An 18,811-nucleotide genomic window follows, 5' to 3' on the forward strand; every position below is an offset into this window, starting at 1 on the left:
TCGCCGACCACGGCCACGTGTGCGCCGCTCGTCGTCCGGTCGAAGGCCGTCCGTAGCGCCGGGTGCCGGTCCAGCAGGGCGGTGGCCGCCGCATGGAGCCGGTTCACGTCCAGGCTGCCGGACAGCCGCAGAATCACCTGCGCGACATAGGGATCCGGGGCGTCCGTTGCCACCATGTCGGCGTGGAACAGCAGACCCGCCTGCAATGGGGTCACCGGCCAGACATCGGTGAGCGACGGGTATGCCCGTTCGAGGGCGCGCACCTCGGCGCGGTCCAGCGCCACCAGCGGGAAATCCGAGGGGGAATACCCTCCCGCACCGGGCTTTTCAACGTGGACGGTGAGCGCGGTGAGCGCCGTCGACCACAGGTCGGCCAGTTCCTCGACCTCGGCGGTGTCGAGCAGCGTGCGCGGAAACCGGAAGGTCGCGCGCAGCCGGTCGTCGACCACGATCGCGGTGATATCGACCGCCAGCGTCACCCGCATGTCCGAAACTGGCTCTCCCGCAAGCTCTCCCACGCCGCCGTCGAGCCCGCCGTGCACGGCGGCATCGGCGCTGTTGATCCGGCCGAGATAGTTGAAGCCGATGCGCCCCGGCATCCGGTCCGGCAGCGCGCCCGCGGTCTCCGCATTGAGGTACCGGAGCAGGCCGTAGCCGAGGCCCTTGTCCGGGATGGACCGCAGCGTCTCCTTCACCGCGAGCACCGCCGCCGCCACGGCCTCCCCGGCGGCAGGCACCTCGGCCGCCTCCACGTCCGCCAGTTCGAACCGCACGGGGAACATCGAGGTGAACCAGCCCACCGTGCGCGACAGGTCCGCCCCCGGAACCACCTGCTCCGCACGGCCGTGGCCTTCGAGGCGCACCAGCACCGAGGAGTCCTCGACACCGCGGCGCGCGCGCCACAGTCGCACGGCCACAGCCAGACCCGCGAGCAGGCCGTCGTCGACTCCGCCGTGGAAGGCGGCCGGAACGCGCGAGAGCAGCGACCGGGTCACCGGCTCGGGCAACTCCACGTCGATCCGCTCCAGCGTCGCGCCGGTGTCGATCGCCGGATCCAGTTCGCGGCCACCCCATACCGGGTCGCCGCCGGACACCATCGACTGCCACAGCCCCAGTTCACCGACCCGGCCGGGATCCTGCGCCGCGGCGACCAGGCCGTGCGCCCACGTCCGCATCGAGGTGCCCACCGCGGCCAGCACCGGTGCGGCCGCACCCGCGTGCGCCTGTTCGAGGGCCGACATCAGGTCCGGCACCAGCACGCGCCAGGAGACGCCGTCGATCACCAGATGGTGTGCCACCAGCAGCAGCCGGCCTGGGGCGTCGGCGGCGGACTGGAGCCACACGAATCGAATCATGCTGCCGCCGAAGGGGTCCAGCCGCTGCAAGGCCGAACTCAGCTCGGCGGCAGCGACCTTCGCGACCTCGGCGCGACCCGCGGCACTGTCCACGTCGAATTCGAGCACGCGGCGGTCCAGCACCGAGGCGGCGTCCACCGCGCCCGGCGGCGCCACGGTCAGCGACCATTCGCCGGTGTCGTCGCGACGCAGGCGCGAACGCAGCATGTCGTGGCAGTCCAGCAGCGCGGCCACCGCCGCGCGGACTTCCGATGCGCGCAGTCCCGCCGGCACTGTCAGCAGGACATGCTGATCGAAGCGGTCGAATCCCGGGCCCTGCTCCACCATCCAGCGCGCCACCGGCAGCAGCGGCAGGTCTCCCACCCCACCGCCGGGGAGTTCCGCCGCGGCGCGGACGGTTCCGGGCTCGATGCGCTGGGCCAGTGCCGCCAGGCGAGCGGCGGTGCGCTGCTCGAACACATCGCGCGGACCGAAGACCACGCCCGCCGCCCGCGCCCGCGACACCACCTGGATCGACACGATCGAGTCACCGCCGAGCGCGAAGAAGTCATCGTCCACGCCGACCCGATCCACACCGAGAACCTCGGCGAACACGCTCGCCACGAGCTCTTCCGCCGGGGTGGACGGCGCACGGTAGGCCCGCTGCTCGAACACCGGTTCCGGCAGGGCCTGCCGATCCACCTTGCCGCTGGCGTTCAGCGGCAGGCTGTCGAGCACCATGACCGTGTCCGGCACCATGAATCCGGGCAGCCGCTCCCCCACCGACGCGCGGATGGCCGCCGGATCCGCCGATCCGCCCGGGGCCACCACGTAGGCGACCAACCGCACTGCGGCGGTGGCATTCTCGTCCTCGCCATGCGCGGTGACGACCGCCTGCTCGACACCGTCCACCGCGCACAGCGCGGCTTCGATCTCGCCGAGCTCGATGCGTTGCCCGCGCACCTTCACCTGGAAGTCCGAGCGACCCACGAAGACCAGAGAGCCTGTGCGTGAACCGGATTCACCGATCGTCCACCGCACCAGATCCCCGGTCCGATACAACCGGTCGCCGGGGGCACCGTACGGGTTCGCCACGAATCGAGCGGCGGTCAATCCTTGCCGCCCCCGATATCCGCGCGCCACACCGGAACCCGACACGTACAGCTCACCCACCGCGCCCATCGGCACCGGACGCAGCCACGCATCGAGCACGAGCGCACCGGTGCCGGGTATCGGCGCACCGATCCCCACGGGCTCGCCGGGCATCAGCTCCCGGCCCGTCACCCAGATGGACGCCTCCGCCGGGCCGTACAGATTGTGTACGCGGCGCAGGCGTTTCGCGTCGGTGCCCGACCAGCGGGAGACCAGCGGTGCGCCCGCCCGGTCACCACCGGTCAGCACCGCGCGCAAGGTATCCAGGCCGGTGGGCTCCACCGAGAGCGCGACCGCCGGAGTCAGGAAGGCATGCGTGATCCGCTGCGCGCGCACCAGTTCCCACAGGGGCTGCCCGCCGTAGACCTCCGGGTCCGCCACCACGAGCGGCGCGCTGCCCGAGATCGCCAGCAGCAGTTCGAGGATGGCGGCATCGAAGGTCCGCGCCGCCACCGCCAGGATCCGTGAATCCGAGCCGACCCCGCATCGGCGTACGTGGTCGGCCACCAGCGCGGCCAATCCGGTGTGGGTGACCTCGACGCCCTTCGGTCGACCGGTCGAGCCCGAGGTGTACACCACATACGCCGGATGTTCCGGGCGCAGCGCCGCGCGACGGTGCCGGTCGGTCACCGCGCCGGCCGACTGTCGCTCCATGTCGGCGACCACGGCAGGCTCGTCCAGCACCAGCCACGACATGCCCTCGCCCGGCAGCTGCTGCGTGCACCGAGTCGTCGTAATGCCCACCCGCACAGCGGAATCCGCACACACGAAGCGGTTGCGATCCACCGGATGCGCGGGATCCACCGACAGGAAGGCCGCGCCCGTCTTGGCAACCGCCCACACCGCGGCGACCCAGTCCAGCGAGCGCGGCAGGCCCACCGCCACCACCGACTCCGGACCCGCCCCCTGTGCGATCAGCAACCGCGCCAGTCGATTCGAGCGCTCATCCAGCTCTCGATAGGAGAGGGAACGCGCCCCCTCCACCACCGCCGCCGCTTCCGGATCCGCGGCCACCGCGGCGGCCAGCAAGTCGGCCAGCGTCGCACGCGGAGTCGATTCGGGTGTCGGGCGACCCCAATCCCGCAGCAGCACAGCGTCTTCGGCCGCGGAGAGGATTCCGATATCCCGCACCAGCACGTCCGGGTCCGCCGTGACCGTCCGGAGCACCTGCCGCAGCCGTTCGACCAGCGCGATCACCGTGTCCGGCTCGAAGAGATCGGTGGCATAACCGATATCGACCGGCATCGCGCCGTCCGCATCGAGTGCCTCGGTCAAGGTGAAGGTGAGATCGAAACGCTCGATGCCGGTGTCCGCACCCGAGGCACGCACCGCCACATCCGGCAGTTCCAGCCGCGCCTGCTCGAGATTGTGGAAGGCCAGCATGACCTGGAACAGCGGATGATGCGCCTGACTGCGCGGCGGATCGAGCGCCTCGACCACCTGCTCGAACGGCACCTCCGCGTGGGCGAACGCATCCAGATCGACACCGCGCACCCGGGACAGGAATTCGGTGAACGACACCGACTCGTCCACCGGCGTCCGCAACACCACCGTATTGACGAACATGCCGATCAGATCGTCGAGTTCGGCCACACCCCGACCGGCCACCGGGGAGCCCACGGCCACATCGGCAGTGCCCGACAGACGCGACAGCACGACTGCCAGGGCCGCGTGGAACACCATGAACACCGTCACCCCGCGGGCGTGCGCCAGCTGGTGCAGCCCGGCGGCCAGCTGCGCGTCCAGCACGACGCGGTGGGTCGCGCCACGATGGGAGGCGACCGCCGGTCGCGGACGGTCGGTGGGCAGCTCCACCACCTCGGGCAGGTCACGCAGCCGGTCGAGCCAGTACCGGAGCTGGCGCGAGAGCAGGGAATCCGGGTCCTCGCCGGAACCGAGCAGTTCCCGCTGCCACAGGGCGTAATCGGTGTACTGCACCGGCAGCGGGCTCCACTGCGGCGGCCGCCCGGCGCTCCTGGCCGCGTATGCCGTCGCGAGATCGCGCGCCAGCGGGGCCATCGAGAAGCCGTCCGCGGCGATGTGATGCACCACGAGCAGCAGCGCGAACTCGTCGGGACCGGTCGAGAGCAGCCGGGCCCGCAGCGGAACCCGCTCCGCCACATCGAAACCCACCGACACCACCGCGGCCATCGCGTCCTCGGCCTCGTCCGCGGCTACTGTCCGCAGCGCCAGGTCGATATCGGCCGCGCTCGCGAGTTCCTCGACCGGCACCACCAGCTGATAGGGCACACCGTCCACATCCGGATACCGGGTTCGCAGCACCTCGTGCCGCTCGAGCAGGTCCCGGACCGCCCCCGCGAGCGCGTCCACGTCCAGGCCGCCGGTGAGCCGGATGACCATGGGAATGCTGTACGCCGCCGACTCGGGCGCGAACCGGTTGACGAACCACATCCGTTGCTGCGCATAGGACAGCGGCACCCGATCCGGATGTTCGCGCCGCGCCAGCTTCGGCCCCTCGGGCACGTCCCGCGCTTGGTCGAGGCGGCCGGTGAGCTGCCGCGCCAGCGCCTGCACCGCCGAAGCCTCGAAGACGTCACGCACCGTGACCGGCACACCCAGCCCGTCGGCCAGCCGGGCCGAGAGCCGCGTCGCCGACAGCGAATTGCCGCCCAGCGCGAAGAAGTCGTCGTCCGCCCCGGCTTCCTCGACACCGAGGACCTCGGCGAACACCTCGGCCACGATCTCCTCGACCGGTGTGGACGGCGCCCGGTAGCAGGCGCGCGCCACCACCGGCTCGGGCAGGGCCGCCTTGTCCACCTTGCCGTTCACCGTCAGGGGCAGGGCGTCGAGCACCATCACCACATCGGGGACCATGTAGCCGGGCAGCCGCGCACCGAGCCGCTCGCGCATGAGCTTGCCGAGAGCGGTCGGCGCGCAATGCTTTTCGTGCGGGACGAGCAGGCCGTCGCGGGCGCCCGCGTCGGAGTGGGCGCCGGATCGGACCTCGTCGCGCAGTGCGTACACGATGTGCAGGTCGGTGCCGACCACATTGGGCGACACCTGGGCCTGCGCGGTGAATCCGTGTGCGCGCAGCAGCTTTTCGACACACGCCAGGCGATCCTGCACATCGTGGACCTCGATCACCATGCGGTCGATGAGCGGCCAGTGCCGGGCCTCGATGCCGCGCAGGGCGTCGAGTTCACTGCCCTCGACATCGATCTTGAGCAGGTCGATGCGGTCGATGCCGTACTCGTCGATGATGTCGGACAGGGTCCGCACCGGCACTTCCACCTGGACGAATTCCAGCCGGTCGGCGATCAGCTGATCGACATAGGTGTCCCCGAGATCGCGGCTCTCCGTTTCGAATTCGTGGTGGATGAACGATTCCAGAATGTCGTGCTGCACCCGGCTGTCGGTGCCGCGTCCGGACAGCACCGACATTTCCGGATAGTAGGTGAACACGTCGGTGGTGGTCTCCGCGCCGATCGCGCAGGGCACCAGGGTGGCGTCCAGATCGTGCAGCGCCGAATTGGCGGCATACATGCGGCGCAGCTCCGGCATCGCCTCCACCGCATAGATTTTCAGCGCGGGCGAGGTGCGCTTGGCGAAGATCGAGAACATGCCCACATGCGAGCCGACATCGACGACGCAGCCGGTCTCGGGGATGGTGAGGCCGGCGCGGCAGTATTCGGCGTTCTCGAAGATCTCCTCGTAGAGGAACTCGATATTCGATCGGTTGCGGCCGACGATCGGCATGCCGTTCGGGAGTTCGTGCAGCTCACCGGCTTTGATCTCACCCGCGCGCTGCAGGTCCAGGCAGGCGGCGGCGACGGGCGCGCGACCCGGATCGGGCACCAGGTAGGCGACCAACTGAGTGTCGGGGGCGGAATCGGCTGCGGCGGGAGCGGTTTCGTGGGTGGTCACCACCGCGTGCGCGACGGCGGGCTGGGCGGCCAGGACGGCCTCGACCTCGCCCAGTTCGATGCGGTAGCCGCGAATCTTCACCTGCTCGTCCACCCGGCCGAGGTATTCCAGGACGCCGGATTCGTTCCAGCGCACCAGATCACCGCTGCGGTAGAGCCGTCCCCCGCGCTGTGCCGTCTCGAAGGGGTCGGCGACGAAGCGGGCCGCGGTCAGTCCCGCGCGCTCGTAATAGCCGCGCGCCAGCTGATTGCCCGCCACGTACAGCTCACCGGCGACGCCGGGCGGGACCGGCCGCAACCACGAGTCCAGCACGTACACGCGCAGATTCGCCAGGGGCACACCGACCGGGCTCACACCCGGACCGGCATCCCAATGCTCCTGCGCCAGTAGCTGTTTCGTCACGTGCACGGTGGTCTCGGTAATGCCGTACATGTTCACCAGCGCCGGGCCGCCGGGGCGGCGCAGCAGCGGCCACTGTCGCAAACGCCGCGGGTCCAGGGCTTCACCGCCGAAGACCACCAGGCGCAGCGCGGTGTCGTCGGATGCGACGGCTCGCCGGGACTCGATGAGCGCGTAGAACGCCGAGGGCGTCTGACTGAGGATCGTCACGCCCTGCTCGACGACCAGATCCCACAGGTCGGCAGGCGAATACGCCACCTCACGCGGGACCACGACCACTCGGCCGCCGTGCAGCAGCGCACCCCAGATCTCCCAGACGGAGAAGTCGAACGCCTGGGAGTGACACCAGGACCACACATCGTCCGGACCGAACCCGCACCACGGCTGGGTGCCCGCGAACAGCGACACCGCGTTGGCGTGAGTTACCGCTACGCCCTTGGGTTTTCCGGTCGTCCCGGAGGTGTAGATGATGTAGGCGATATTGTCCGGGCGCGGGCGGGCACACGCACGCGGCGGCGCATCCGCGTGGTGGGCCTCGTCGATGTGCAGTCGCGGCACCTCGACGGTGCCGCCGAGCCCGGCGGTGCTGTCGTCGACCAGCACCACCCGGGGTGCGGCGTCGGCGAGGATGTAGGCGATCCGCTCCGATGGCGCGGCCGGATCCAGCGGCAGATAGGCCGCGCCCGTCTCGGCCACGGCCAGCATGGCGGTGAGGAACGGGATGCCCTTCGGAAGAGCCAGGGCCACAATGCCTTCCGGTCCGGCGCCGCGGGCGGCGAGCGCCGCGGCCAGCTCGGCGGCCCGGGTCGCGAGCTCCCGATAGGTCACCTGTCGCGCACCCTCGACCACGGCGACGGCGTCGGGGGTCGCCGCCGCCTGCCGGTGGAACAGGTCGGCGAGCGTGCCGGTCGCATCGATCGGCATCGCGCTGTCGTTCCACGCCCGCAGCACGCGCTCCCGCTCCCCGGACTCGAGCAGGTCGACATCGCGCACGGGGGTGTCCGCGTCGACGGTGATCGCTCGCAGGAAGGCGCCGAACCAGCGCAGGAACCGATCATGGTGGCGCGCAAGCTCTTGCGGCGAGTACAGCTCGTGATTGCCGACGAAGTCCACCCGCGTGGTCCCCGACCCCGCGCCGGAATAGACGCTCACCGACAGATCCGAGACCAGTCCGGGGGTCAGCACCCGCATCTCCCCGACGATCGAGCCCAGCACGATCCGGGTGTCGAACATCATGAGGTCCACGTACGGACCGAAGACCTGGGTCTGCGGGGTCAACCGGCCGATATCGCGGAACATGTCCTCCTGCCGGTACCGCTGCCGGCGCATCACCTCGATCAGCTGCCGGTGCGTGGCCCGCACCGATTCGCCCACGGTGACGCGGGGTCCGGCCGTCACCCGGAACGGCACGGTATTGGCCAGCATCCCGCCGGAACGCAGCGCCGCCGTGGTCACGCGCGCGGACACGGGCAGGCTCAGGACCACATCGCCGGTATCGCACATGCGGCCCAGGAACAGGCCGAACGCCGCCAGGATCAGCGCCGCCGGATTCGCCTCGGTCGCCTTGACCGCGGCGTCGAGCAGGGCGGCAGCGTCGGCGGACAGTTCGCCGCTGACCGAGATCGGGTGCGCGTCGGCCTGCGCGGTCTTGCCGGCGAGGCCGACCGGGGCGGGCAGATCCGCCAGCTGCCGCCCCCAGAATTCCCGGTCGGCGTCGAAACGTTCGGAGCCACGGTAGTTTTCGTCCTCGGCCACGAGCTCGGCCAGGCCCCGGATGCGGGCCGCCGCCGGTGGCCTGCCCTCGATCGCGGCGGTGTAGCGTTCGCCGACCCGGCGCAGCAAGGTCATAGCGGCCAGACCGTCCATGGCGATGTGATGGGCGCGCACATACCAGAACCAGCGGTCCTCCCCCACCCGCAGCACCGCGGTGGTGAGCAGCCGATCGGCGAGCAGTTCGACCGGCCGGCTGTACTCCTCGCGCATCCAATCCTCGGCCACCGCAACCGGATCCGCGTCCGCGCGCAAGTCCAGATACCGCACCGGCTCGTCCAGCTCACGGTCCACCGCCTGCACCACGAGGCCGTCGGATTCGATCAGGCGCAGCCGGGCGGCCTCGAATTCGTCGGCCGCCTGCCAGAACGATGCCGTCAGCACCTCGACATCGACCGCGCCGCGCAATTCGATGCACAGGGCGTTGGTGATGGGTGTCGCACCGGTCAACTGCTGGGCGAACCAGATGCCCTGCTGCGCGGCGGACAGCGGAAAAGCACGCGTTTGTTCCCCGGTCAAGGCTGCTCCTGCGTCTCGGCCCCCCCGGGACGAACTAGACGGACTGCGACACGGTTCTGAGTTTCGCGAGCGCGCCCAGCCCGGCCAGCACCTCGGCGTCCGGGATACCGAAATCGATCAGGCAGGCGATCTCGTCGACGCCGATATCGCGCAGGCGGCCGACCATCGCGCGCGCCGAATCCGGCGTGCCGAACAGGCCATTGGTGCGGAAGTAGCGCTCGAACGCGAAGTCCAGCACCTTGGCCCGCGACTTCTCGTCCAGGCTCTCCAGGGCCTCGGAGCCGCGCCGCCACAGGTCGACCGAATCCTCCAGATAGCGCTTGAAGGGGCCCTCGACGGTCCGGCGCACCTGGGCGTCGCTGTCCCCGACGAAGGTGTGCAGCATGACCGTGACGGTGCCCTCGCCCGCGTGCCCGTGCCGGGCCCGCGCCGCGCGATAGGCCGCCAGCTTCCCGGCCAGCTCGTCGACTTCCTGAAACAGCAAGGCGGTCAGCACATTCACGCCCGCCGCACCGGCCATCTCGAAGCGTTCGATGCCGCCGCTACAGGTGAGCCAGACCGGCAGCGCGGGCTGCACCGGAGCCGGGAAGATCCGCACCGCGCGCTCCTCGCCGACGCCGGTGCGCAGGGTGAGGGACTCCCCGCGCCACAGGCGCTGCACGGTGTCCATGCCCGAGCGCGTGACCTCCACCCGCTCGGCATAGTTGCCGGGCGCGAGGACGAAGTCGTCGGCATTCCATCCGGTCGCGAAGGCCAGGTCCACCCGGCCGCCGGACAGATTGTCGACCACCGCCCAGTCCTCGGCCACCCGCACCGGATTGTGCAGGGGCAGAACGACACTGCCCGCCCGGATGCGCACCCGCGCGGTGCTCGCGGCCAGCGCCGCACCCAGCACCGCCGGGTTCGGGTACAGGCCGCCGAAGGAGTGGAAGTGCCGCTCCGGCATCCACACGGCCTGGAAGCCGTGCGCGTCGGCGAAGCGGGCACTCTCGAGGAACAGGTGGTAGCGGCTGCTCTCGTCGCGCTGCGCGTCACTGGAGAAGAACAGCAGGCTGAATTCCATACTGCGCGTGCGGGTTTCCGGGCTCTGCCCGGCCGCCGGCGACCCGTCGCGCTGTTCGCCGACCAGTTCGGCGACGTCGGCCAGGCTCAGCCCGTCGAAGATCTGCTCGGCGGTGATCTCGGTGTCGTACCGGTCCTCGAGAATGGTCATCAGCTCGGCGGCCTGCACGGAATCCAGGCCCAGCGAGGTGAGCGGGGAATGCGGGTCCACCGACTCCCGATCCAAGCGCCGGGATGCCCACTCGTTGAAGAACTCCACGACATTCGTGTCACTCACGGACCGGGTCATCGCACACTCTCCTGCAACTGTGCCGGGGAGGAGTATTCGGCGCGCAGCCGCTGGCGCTGAATCTTCCCGCTGGTGGTCTTGGGTACCTGGCCCTTGCCGACGAAAACGATGCGGTGCAGGTTGATCGCGTGCACGCGGCTGACGATCTCGCGGATCGAGAGCGCCAGATCCTGCTCCTGGGCGTGCTCGAGCGTCTCGTTCACTTCCTGGACCACCATCACCCGGTCCTCGTCGTCGACGGCGGCGGCGAAGACCGCGCAGCCGCCGGGACGCAATGCCGGATGGTGGGCGAGGATGGTGCGCTCGATATCCTGCGGAAAGATATTGCGGCCGTGGACGATCATCAATTCCTTGATGCGCCCGGAAATGTAGAGCTCACCGGCGCAGACGAAGCCGAGATCGCCGGTGCGCAGATACCGCGGGCCGTCCTCGCCCGCGATGGTCGCGTGAAATGCCCGTTCGGTCTCGGTTTCCTTGTTCCAGTATCCGGCGGCGATGCTCTCCCCGCGCAACCAGACCTCACCGATTTTGTTCTCGCCGCAGCGGATTCGGGTGCCGGGGTCGACCACGGCGAGGCCGTCGGCGACGGGGCCGACACTCAGCAGTTCGCGGCCGTGGCTGTGCGGGATCGCGACGCCGCGCTCGAGCTCGTCGGTCGAGAAGCATCGGGAACGGGGGCCGGCGCCGGGCGGTCCGCCATTGACGTACAGCGTGGATTCGGCCAGCCCGTACATGGGCGTGAAGCTCTCCTGCCGAAAACCGCTGGGCGCGAAGGCATCCGAGAACCTCCGCAGCACCGCGGGATCGACCGGCTCCGCGCCGACGAAAGCGAGCCTCCAGCCGCTGAGATCCAGCGCCGCCGCATCAGGGGCGGACACCCGCTTCAGGGGCAGGCTGTAGGCGAGATTGGGGCCGCCCGCGATGACGTCGGCGGCGCCCGATATCGCCCGCAGCCACGTGAGCGGGTCGCGCAGGAACGTCATGGGCGACATGAGCGTGGCGCGGCAGCCCAGGAAGACCGGCATCAGTACGCCCTGAATCAAACCCATATCGTGGTAGGGCGGCAGCCACGAGACGATCGAATTGTGCGATCCGAATTCGTTTTTCGCCTGGATCAGGCCGAGATTGTGAATCAGATTGCGGTGCAGCACCGTGACGCCCTTGGGGGTTCCGGTCGAGCCGGAGGTGTACTGCAGGAATGCGATATCGTCCGGCCCGGGAAACTGCTCGGAAGCCAATTCCGCACCGGAAGCGGCAGCGGCGGAATCGATATCGACAATGCGAATATCGACACCCAGCAATTCTTTGGTCACCGGCAGGGCAGTCAGGGGCGCGAGGGCGGCCACCGCACCGCTGTCCTGGATGATCGCGGTGAGCGTCGCCAGCTGGCGCACCGACATCGGCAGATGCGCGGCGACCGGAATCCGGCGGGTGATCATGCAGGCGAAGAACGCGTAGACGAAGTCCGGGCCGGGCGGGCACAGCAGCATCACCCGGTCGCCCGGCGCGGTGTGCGCCCGGACCAGTTCGGCCAGCTCGGCCGCGCGGTCCCACAGCCGCCGATACCCTATCTCCTCGCTCTCGCGCAGCTCAGCGAATACGAATGCGGTCTGCTGTGGGGTCTCCCGCACCCGCTGCGACAGGATGTCGACCAGGGTTCGCGGGCGTTGCACTGCAGGCTCGAGACTCACCGACACCTCCGCAGGGAGAAGAGCGGGCACAGTTGTGAACACAGAGCGGCGAAACGGCGGAAAAAGGATGTAGCAGCTGACAGAACAGTCCGTTGCACATGATCGCAGAATGCCACCGCCGCCCAAGCTAAAACCGGGCAAATACCGCGTGTCGCCCACTGCGTGTCGAACCCGCGGACGCGGGTACACCGGTCACAACCACATACCTCGGCGATTACAAAATTCCCGAAACGACATGCGTGGCGGTGCTGGTTTGGTACGCATATTCATGCTATACGGCTGCCGAAATCAAGGGCGACAGCCGCTCCGACGATCCACACGGAAGAAGGAGCGATGAGAATCCAGCGATTTGCAGCAACGGCACTACTGTCAATTGGCGCCATGGCGGTAACGGCGGGCATCGCGGGCGCGCAACCCCTCGAAAGCCCACCCCAGGCCGATCCGGGCATCAGCGTCGTCGCCGATCCGCAGCCCGTGGAGGACCCGGACACGACCATGCATCAGTGCAACGCCCTGATCGGCGCGCTCGTCGGCGCGGCCATCGGCGGCACCGGCAGCGCCCTGCCCGGCGCGCTGATCGGCGCCGCGATCGGCGCGGCGATCGGCTGGTCCCTGCTCTACCCGCCGGGACCGCCGCTGGCCTGCTGGCAGCCGACGCCGGCCAACTGACGAGGTTCGCGCAGCCGAGACAGCCGGCGTCTCGGGCGCCGGCTGTTTCCGCGGCCTTGTTCCGAATGCCCTGAGTTACACCGACACTCATCCGATATCGACGACGCGCGCCCACGCGGGTGGTGTGTCCGGAACATAGTCGGGATCGTTCTCGCTGTAGTTGCCTGACCGGCGGAACAGCCCGACTACGGTGCCGCACTGCGGTTTTGCCTCCGGCCACGGAGTCTGTCCATCCGTCAGGGCCACGATCGCGTCCGGGCGGGACCGGGCGCGAAGGGCTTTGGCGAATCCGGTGCGCAGGTCGGTGCCCCCGCCACCCAGCAGCGGTATCCCCTCGGCCGCGCAGAGCGGGTGCGCGATGCGGGCGGCCGCGTCGCAGGACATGACGGTGAGCAGATCCCGGCGGCCGCCGATGGCGCGGGAGATGGCTGCCACCTCCAGTAGTGCGCTGCCCAGTTCGGTGTCGCTGACCGAGGCCGAGGTATCGATGATCACGGTCACGCGCGGCGGGGTGCGGCGCAGACTGGGCAGCACCACCCCCGCGACGGCGGCCGACCGGCGCGACGGCCGGCCGTAGGTGTAGTCCTCACCGACGCCGGGGGCCGAAATGGCCGAGCGCAGGGCCGCGCCCAGCAGGGTGCGCCAGGGCTGCGGTGGATGAAAAACCCTCTCGGCCCACCGTTTCCAGCCCGCGGGCGCGTCACCCGGACGGCCCACAATGCCCTGGGCGACGCGGAATCGCACGGCATCGCGTTGCTGTTCGCTGAGGCCGTCGGCGCCGTCCGGACCCCACTCCCAGTCCCGGTCCCGGCCGTCGGCGCCGCTGCCGCAGTCGAGCCAGGCCATTTCCGGCGGGAGCGCGCCGAGCCGGATTTCACGCAGGTACTCCTCCATGAGCCGCCCCGAGCGCAGGCCGGCATCGGCGGGCATGATCGCACCGGCCGGGCGGGGCAGGCCGTGGCCGAAGATGTCGTCGTTGATCTCGAAATCGGCGGCGATATTGCGGCGCAGCGCTTCGCCCGCGCCGGTCAGGTCGTGCTCCCGGGCGAAGCGTTCGCCGCGGCCGTGGTGATCGCGCAGCAGGTGCGAAACCTCGTGCACGAGCACGCCGGCCAATTCGTCGACCGGCAGCCGATCCACGAAAGCCGGTGAGACATAACAGCGCCAGTATTTGTCCACGCTCATGGTGGGGACCTGTCGCGACTCGACGATGTGCAGCGCGAACAGCGCGGTCGACAGGTAGGGGCGCACCCGGACCGCGTACAGGCGGGCGGCGTAGAGCTTCTCGAGATCCAGGGGTGCCGGGGTGTGTGCGGTCATCGGCTCACCTGCGCGACTGCGACGACGCGCTCGTCCCGATCGACGCGTTCGGCCCGCTGCGACACCGACACCACGCCGGCGAGCTGGTCGATCGCATCCGGAACCGTCCAATCCTGTTGGCGCAGTGTCGCAAGAGTGGTCGCCGGGACCACCACCAGGTCCGGGGCGCCGGTCTCCGCCGCGCGCACGAGCAGCTCCCACGCCGCGTCCCAGCGCGCCCGGTCCGGGCGTTTGCGCACGGCCGCCACCACGCCGTCGAGCACGGCCTGACGCAGATCCCCGCGCCGGGGCAGCTCCGCACTGGCCGGATCGGCAAGCAGCACTTCGGGATCCGGGAGGTCCATGCGATCCATGCTGGTCAGCAGTTCGAAGCCGGGGCCGTCGCCGACCGTGCCGCGAATCAACAGGGACAGCACATCCTTGGCGGAACCGGCCGCGGTGGCGAAGGCGATGAGCCGCACCGCCATCTCCCAGCTGCGCGGTGAGGCCCACGCGCCGCCACGGCGGGTTTCGGACGTGGGCATCTGGTGGACGAGCTTGGGACGCCCGGCGAGCAGACCGCACACCGCCCTGCGAGCGAAAGCCACCGCGTCCGTGAGCTTTTCCGGATCCAACCGGGGCAGTGTCGCGCGCGGCCAGACGCCGCCCAGGCCGCGTACGACGACATCGTGATCATGGGCCCACTGCAGGTGCACGAAGCGGTTGGCCAGCGGCGGGCTCAGCTCCCAGCCGTCGGCGGCCGAGGAGCGCGGGTTGGCGGCGGCCACGATGCGCACGCCGGGCGGGAGTCGCAGTGTGCCGATGCGGCGTTCGAGCACCAGGCGCAGCAGCGCGGCCTGCACGGCCGGGGGCGCGGTGGAGAGCTCGTCCAGGAACAGCAGGCCGCGACCGGCGCGCACGAGCCGGACCGCCCACTCCGGCGGGGCCATCGGGACGCCCTGCTCGGCCGGATCGTCGCCGAGAATGGGCAGGCCCGAAAAGTCCGACGGCTCATGGACACTGGCGATGACCGTGGTCAGCGGAAGGTCCAGGGTCTCGGCGAGGTGGGTGAGGGCGGCCGTCTTGCCGATCCCCGGTTCGCCCCACAGCAGCACCGGCAGGTCGGCGGCCACGGCCAGGGTGAGGGCCTCGAGCTGCGTGTCGGGGCGCGGTTCGGTGGTCGTCGCACCGAGCAGGGTCAGCAGATCGTTCGCGAGGTCGAGTTGCGACCGCGCCGGGCGGGTGGCGGGCAGGACATGCAGAGTCATATGAATCACCTTGTGGATCAGAAGAATTGGCGGAGCACACCGATTTCCGGGTGCAGCGGGGCGCGCAGGGGCGCGGGTCAGTGGCTGTTCGCGTGGCGGGGATGTCCCCGCCGATCACGAGGACGACCCCGGTGCGGGTGAATGTTCCGATCGGGCCGGGCCAGTCCGGCCCGATACAACCCGTAAGTGATCCGCCGCAGCGCGGACGCCTCCAGCGCATCCAGCAGCGGGCCCTCACGCAGGACGGCATCCGGCCCGAGCAGCCCCTCGACCACCGCGAGCGCACCGGCGGTGTCGCCGTGCCGGAGGCGTTCTCGAATCGAGTCCAGCCCGAGGGGATTTCGGTGCAACCAATCGATGAACTGCAGACAGGGCACCGGCTTCCCGGTCAGCGCCACCAGCAGTTCTTCGCGGCGAATCTCGGCCGGGTCATGATCGAGTGCGGTCAGCACGCCGTCCACCACCCCGATCCGATGCTCTCGCCCCTGGCAGGGAACCAGGTGTCGCCGATACGCCTCGGTTCGCGCCGACGTGGCTTCGCCCGGCACATGATCCGGCACCAGGGCCGAGGCGACCAGCGGATGCAGCCGATCCGGCGAGATCGCCCCGCTACGAAGCAATTCCAGGTCGGGCAGCACCCAGGTAGCCGCATCGGGCAGCAGGGGCAGCGCGGACAGGCCGCCGACCGGATGCCCCCGTGCGGGGCGCACCTCGGGCGGACCGCACCCGTCCTCGATCAGTTGGGCGGCCACCCGCTGCCGCCCGCCCAACCGCAGCAGGAACGAATCACCCGGCTGCCCTTCGGCGTCGAGCAGTATTCGCGCCTCGGCGGCCCAGCGGTCCACGGCCCCGGCGCGTTCCCGCGGCGCCATCGATGCGAGTTCCGGATCCACCAGCGTCTCGCCGCCGGAATCCGCAGCGCCACACCGTATCCGAAGCTCGTCGGCCCGCCGCGCATCCCACAGGTGCCGATGCAGATCCAGGCGATAGCGCCGATCGGGCCGAGGATGCGGGTGCATTCCGCTCGCGAACCGCGCGCCATCCCACAGTGTCAGCCCGATCCGCTGCCCCGCATCCGCCCACGCGGGCGCGGTCCGCACCACCAGATGCACGGAAGATTCTCTCCCACAGGGATTTCCGGATTCCCCGACATCGTAGCGAGCCAGCGTGATGGTCAGCCCGGGCCGTAGCAGCCCATCGGGCGCAACCCTGGGCATATGCCATCGAAGCAGATCCGGAGCCAAGTGCCGGAGATCCGCCCGCACGCGGGCAGCCAACTCCGGCCCGTACTCGCGCGCAGCGGCCCGCAAATCGATATCGACATCGAACCCGGCGGCAGCACAGGCCCCCGCCCAATCCCCGACATCCCGCCGGGCTGTAGCGATCTCGATCATGGAAGCCGGCACGGCGAACTCACGCACGCGCGGCCAGAAGGAAAGTCGGGAAGCGTCCCCATTCGTGTCGGTGAGCATCAGCACTCACCTGTTACGAGCGGGACCCCCATTCTGCGAACAGAAGAAGTAGTCATCGTCTCGATCATAGAGCCCCTGCCCGGCCCGCGGCCAGCCGAGGCCAGCACTTCACCGAAACCGGCTGCAGCCCAGCCGGTTTCGCAATGAGCCCGGGTCAGCGCGAACTGTAGGTCAGACAGCGCGCGGCGTGCTCGCCCCGGCCCGGTCCGACCCGGATCTCACCGGCGGAACACTCGAGCCCCTGATTGTGCGTGCAATCCGCACGCTGACAGGCCCCGACCATACTGGTGACGGTATCGAGCCCGCCCTTCGTGGACAGGGCGATGAACGTCCCGCAGTCCGCCCCGCCATCATGATCGGCAACATTGATCGCGTACGCATGACACCCGTCATGGTTGTACGAGCAGTTGCTGACCGTGCACTCACTGACGTGCGGCATTTCCATCGTGGTCATCTACGCCTCCGAGGATTGGCAGTCATCTGCATGCGCACCCCAGCCTAGACCCGCCACCTGCACCGATAGTGTCGACACAATCCGTGTGGGCCCATGCCCGCGACGCCCCCGGCTCCTCGGCGAGACGACGCACGACGACCGGGCCGCTGGGCCGTGACCGCTTTCTCGAATAGCGTGTCAACAACGTAGATCTACGTGACGAAGCACGGCGGGCATCTTCCGCAGAAGGAGGCACCCGAAATGACCGGCAAGCCGACCAGCCGCATCCGATCCAACTCCACCGGCGTCGGCTCCGCCGCAGACGCCCGGCGCGCGGGCCCGATCACCCGGGCGGCGGTGCTGGCGGCGGCGCTGCAGATCGTCGATCGGGACGGGGTGGACGGGCTGTCGATGCGGCGGCTGGCCGAGGCGGTGCGACGGGATCCGATGATCATCTACCGGCATCTGCCCAATAAGGCCGCGGTGCTGGACGGCGTCGCCGAGGTCGTGTTCGCGCAGCTGACGGTCGATGCCGAGGATCCGGACTGGATGGCGCAATTGCGCTCGGCCGCAAGGAGTTTCCGGCAGCTCGCGCTGGATCACCCCCGGGTGGTGCCGCTGCTGGTGACCCGGCCGCTGGCGACGCCGCTGGGCTTGCGCCCGCGAGCGGTACTGCGGCCGCTCGAGGACATCCTGACCCTGCTGACGCGTGCCGGGTTCTCCGGACCCGATGCGCTGCACATCTATCGAGCCCTGTTCGGATTCCTGTACGGGCACGTGCTCAACGAGCTGCAGGAAATCGTGGAGAACCCCGAGGAGACCGACGATCTGCTGCGGCTGGGCCTCTACCGGCTACCTCCCGGGGAATTCCCGCTGCTGCGCGAACTCGCGCCGGTGCTGGCGGCCTACGACGGCGCGGCCGAGCTCGAACGCGGCCTGGACATCCTGCTGACCAGCCTCGCGGCGAGCTTCCCCCGCAGTAATGGCTGATCGGGCAGGTGACCGGCGCAGGACAGCGGCGGCTCACGCCCCATCGCCGGCGTGCGCGGCCGGGTCCGGTCGCCGGGACCCGGCAGCCGTCAGGGTGGCGTGCGCGCTGTCGCGATCGGTGGCCGACGAAATCACCTGCAATACGAGCATGGCTTCGCCGGGACCGATGAGATACATGGTGTTGCCCAGTTCGAAGGCGTGGGCGTCGAGCAGGACCGAGCGGTCGTCGACGATGATCCGGCGCGGCGCTCGGGACCAGCTCTGCCGGTCGTAGACGACCCGCCACACCGGCCCCAGCCGGGAGGTGAGCACCGGCAACAGATCCGGCAGTTCGTCGGCCAGGTCCGCGGAGTAGGGCCACCACGCGCCGTCGAGATATCCAGCCGGGCGGCCGCTGGGCTTCAACGCCAATCGCGGTGGATACGACGGCCTTTCGCGACTCCGGGTGAGATAGGTGCGAATCCGCATTGCCGCCATGGCGGTACTCCCGTCTCGGCCGTCTCGACCGGGTTGTCCGACCCCCGGCGACGCCGTGGCGTCCACTTCAGTAGACGCCTCCCCGTGCGGGGTGTCAACAAT

At 69.8% G+C, this 18,811-nt stretch carries 10 protein-coding genes (1 of these 10 only partly in view); 2 read left to right on the top strand and 8 right to left on the bottom strand.

The features are described from left to right. The 3 genes in view from H0264_RS28740 to H0264_RS28750 are tightly spaced (at most 34 nt apart) and all read right to left on the bottom strand, a layout consistent with a single transcriptional unit that may run on beyond the window. Positions 1–9,059, bottom strand: partial view of a non-ribosomal peptide synthase/polyketide synthase gene (locus H0264_RS28740; protein WP_181580447.1) — the start only. 19,408 nt of this gene lie to the left of the window's left edge; the window shows 9,059 of its 28,467 coding nt (coding positions 1–9,059); it begins with the start codon at positions 9,057–9,059; the stop codon falls past the left edge of the window. A 34-nt stretch (positions 9,060–9,093) separates the two neighbouring features. Then, complete coding sequence (locus tag H0264_RS28745) at positions 9,094–10,410, bottom strand: MupA/Atu3671 family FMN-dependent luciferase-like monooxygenase (protein WP_181580448.1); 1,317 nt, start codon at positions 10,408–10,410, stop codon at positions 9,094–9,096. Next, on the bottom strand, positions 10,407–12,260 hold the full coding sequence (locus H0264_RS28750; protein WP_181580449.1) for a fatty acyl-AMP ligase: 1,854 nt from the start codon (positions 12,258–12,260) through the stop codon (positions 10,407–10,409). The genes H0264_RS28745 and H0264_RS28750 overlap by 4 nt, the downstream gene beginning before the upstream one ends. A 222-nt stretch (positions 12,261–12,482) precedes the next feature. Here H0264_RS28750 and H0264_RS28755 point away from each other — a divergent pair, with 222 nt between their 5' ends. Then, the gene (locus H0264_RS28755; protein WP_181580450.1) at positions 12,483–12,770 is read left to right on the top strand and encodes a hypothetical protein; all 288 of its coding nucleotides are present in this window, start codon (positions 12,483–12,485) and stop codon (positions 12,768–12,770) included. An 87-nt stretch (positions 12,771–12,857) separates the two neighbouring features. Here the strand turns inward: H0264_RS28755 and H0264_RS28760 are convergent, their stop codons facing one another. From H0264_RS28760 to H0264_RS28775, 4 genes are all read right to left on the bottom strand, one after another. After that, positions 12,858–14,090, bottom strand: a complete 1,233-nt coding sequence (locus H0264_RS28760) for a vWA domain-containing protein (protein WP_181580451.1) — start codon at positions 14,088–14,090, stop codon at positions 12,858–12,860. Beyond that, a complete protein-coding gene (locus tag H0264_RS28765) occupies positions 14,087–15,337 on the bottom strand; it encodes an AAA family ATPase (RefSeq protein ID WP_181580452.1) in 1,251 nt (416 codons plus the stop codon). Before H0264_RS28765 ends, H0264_RS28760 begins: the two co-directional genes overlap by 4 nt. A 77-nt stretch (positions 15,338–15,414) precedes the next feature. Further along, positions 15,415–16,809 (bottom strand): hypothetical protein, encoded by a 1,395-nt coding sequence (locus H0264_RS28770; RefSeq protein WP_244975975.1) that lies wholly within the window; start codon positions 16,807–16,809, stop codon positions 15,415–15,417. A gap of 154 nt (positions 16,810–16,963) precedes the next feature. Next, a complete protein-coding gene (locus H0264_RS28775; RefSeq protein WP_181580453.1) occupies positions 16,964–17,263 on the bottom strand; it encodes a DUF1540 domain-containing protein in 300 nt (99 codons plus the stop codon). 240 nt (positions 17,264–17,503) lie between these two features. On the opposite strand from H0264_RS28775, the gene H0264_RS28780 reads away from it, so the two are divergent. Next, positions 17,504–18,232: a TetR/AcrR family transcriptional regulator C-terminal domain-containing protein gene (locus H0264_RS28780; RefSeq protein WP_181580454.1), complete on the top strand. Its 729-nt coding sequence runs from the start codon at positions 17,504–17,506 to the stop codon at positions 18,230–18,232. Between the two features lie 33 nt (positions 18,233–18,265). Here H0264_RS28780 and H0264_RS28785 read toward each other — a convergent pair whose 3' ends face one another. Further along, positions 18,266–18,709 (bottom strand): DUF5994 family protein, encoded by a 444-nt coding sequence (locus H0264_RS28785; protein WP_181580455.1) that lies wholly within the window; start codon positions 18,707–18,709, stop codon positions 18,266–18,268. Positions 18,710–18,811 lie beyond the last annotated feature (102 nt).

This window comes from Nocardia huaxiensis, assembly GCF_013744875.1.
Classification (GTDB): domain Bacteria; phylum Actinomycetota; class Actinomycetes; order Mycobacteriales; family Mycobacteriaceae; genus Nocardia; species Nocardia huaxiensis.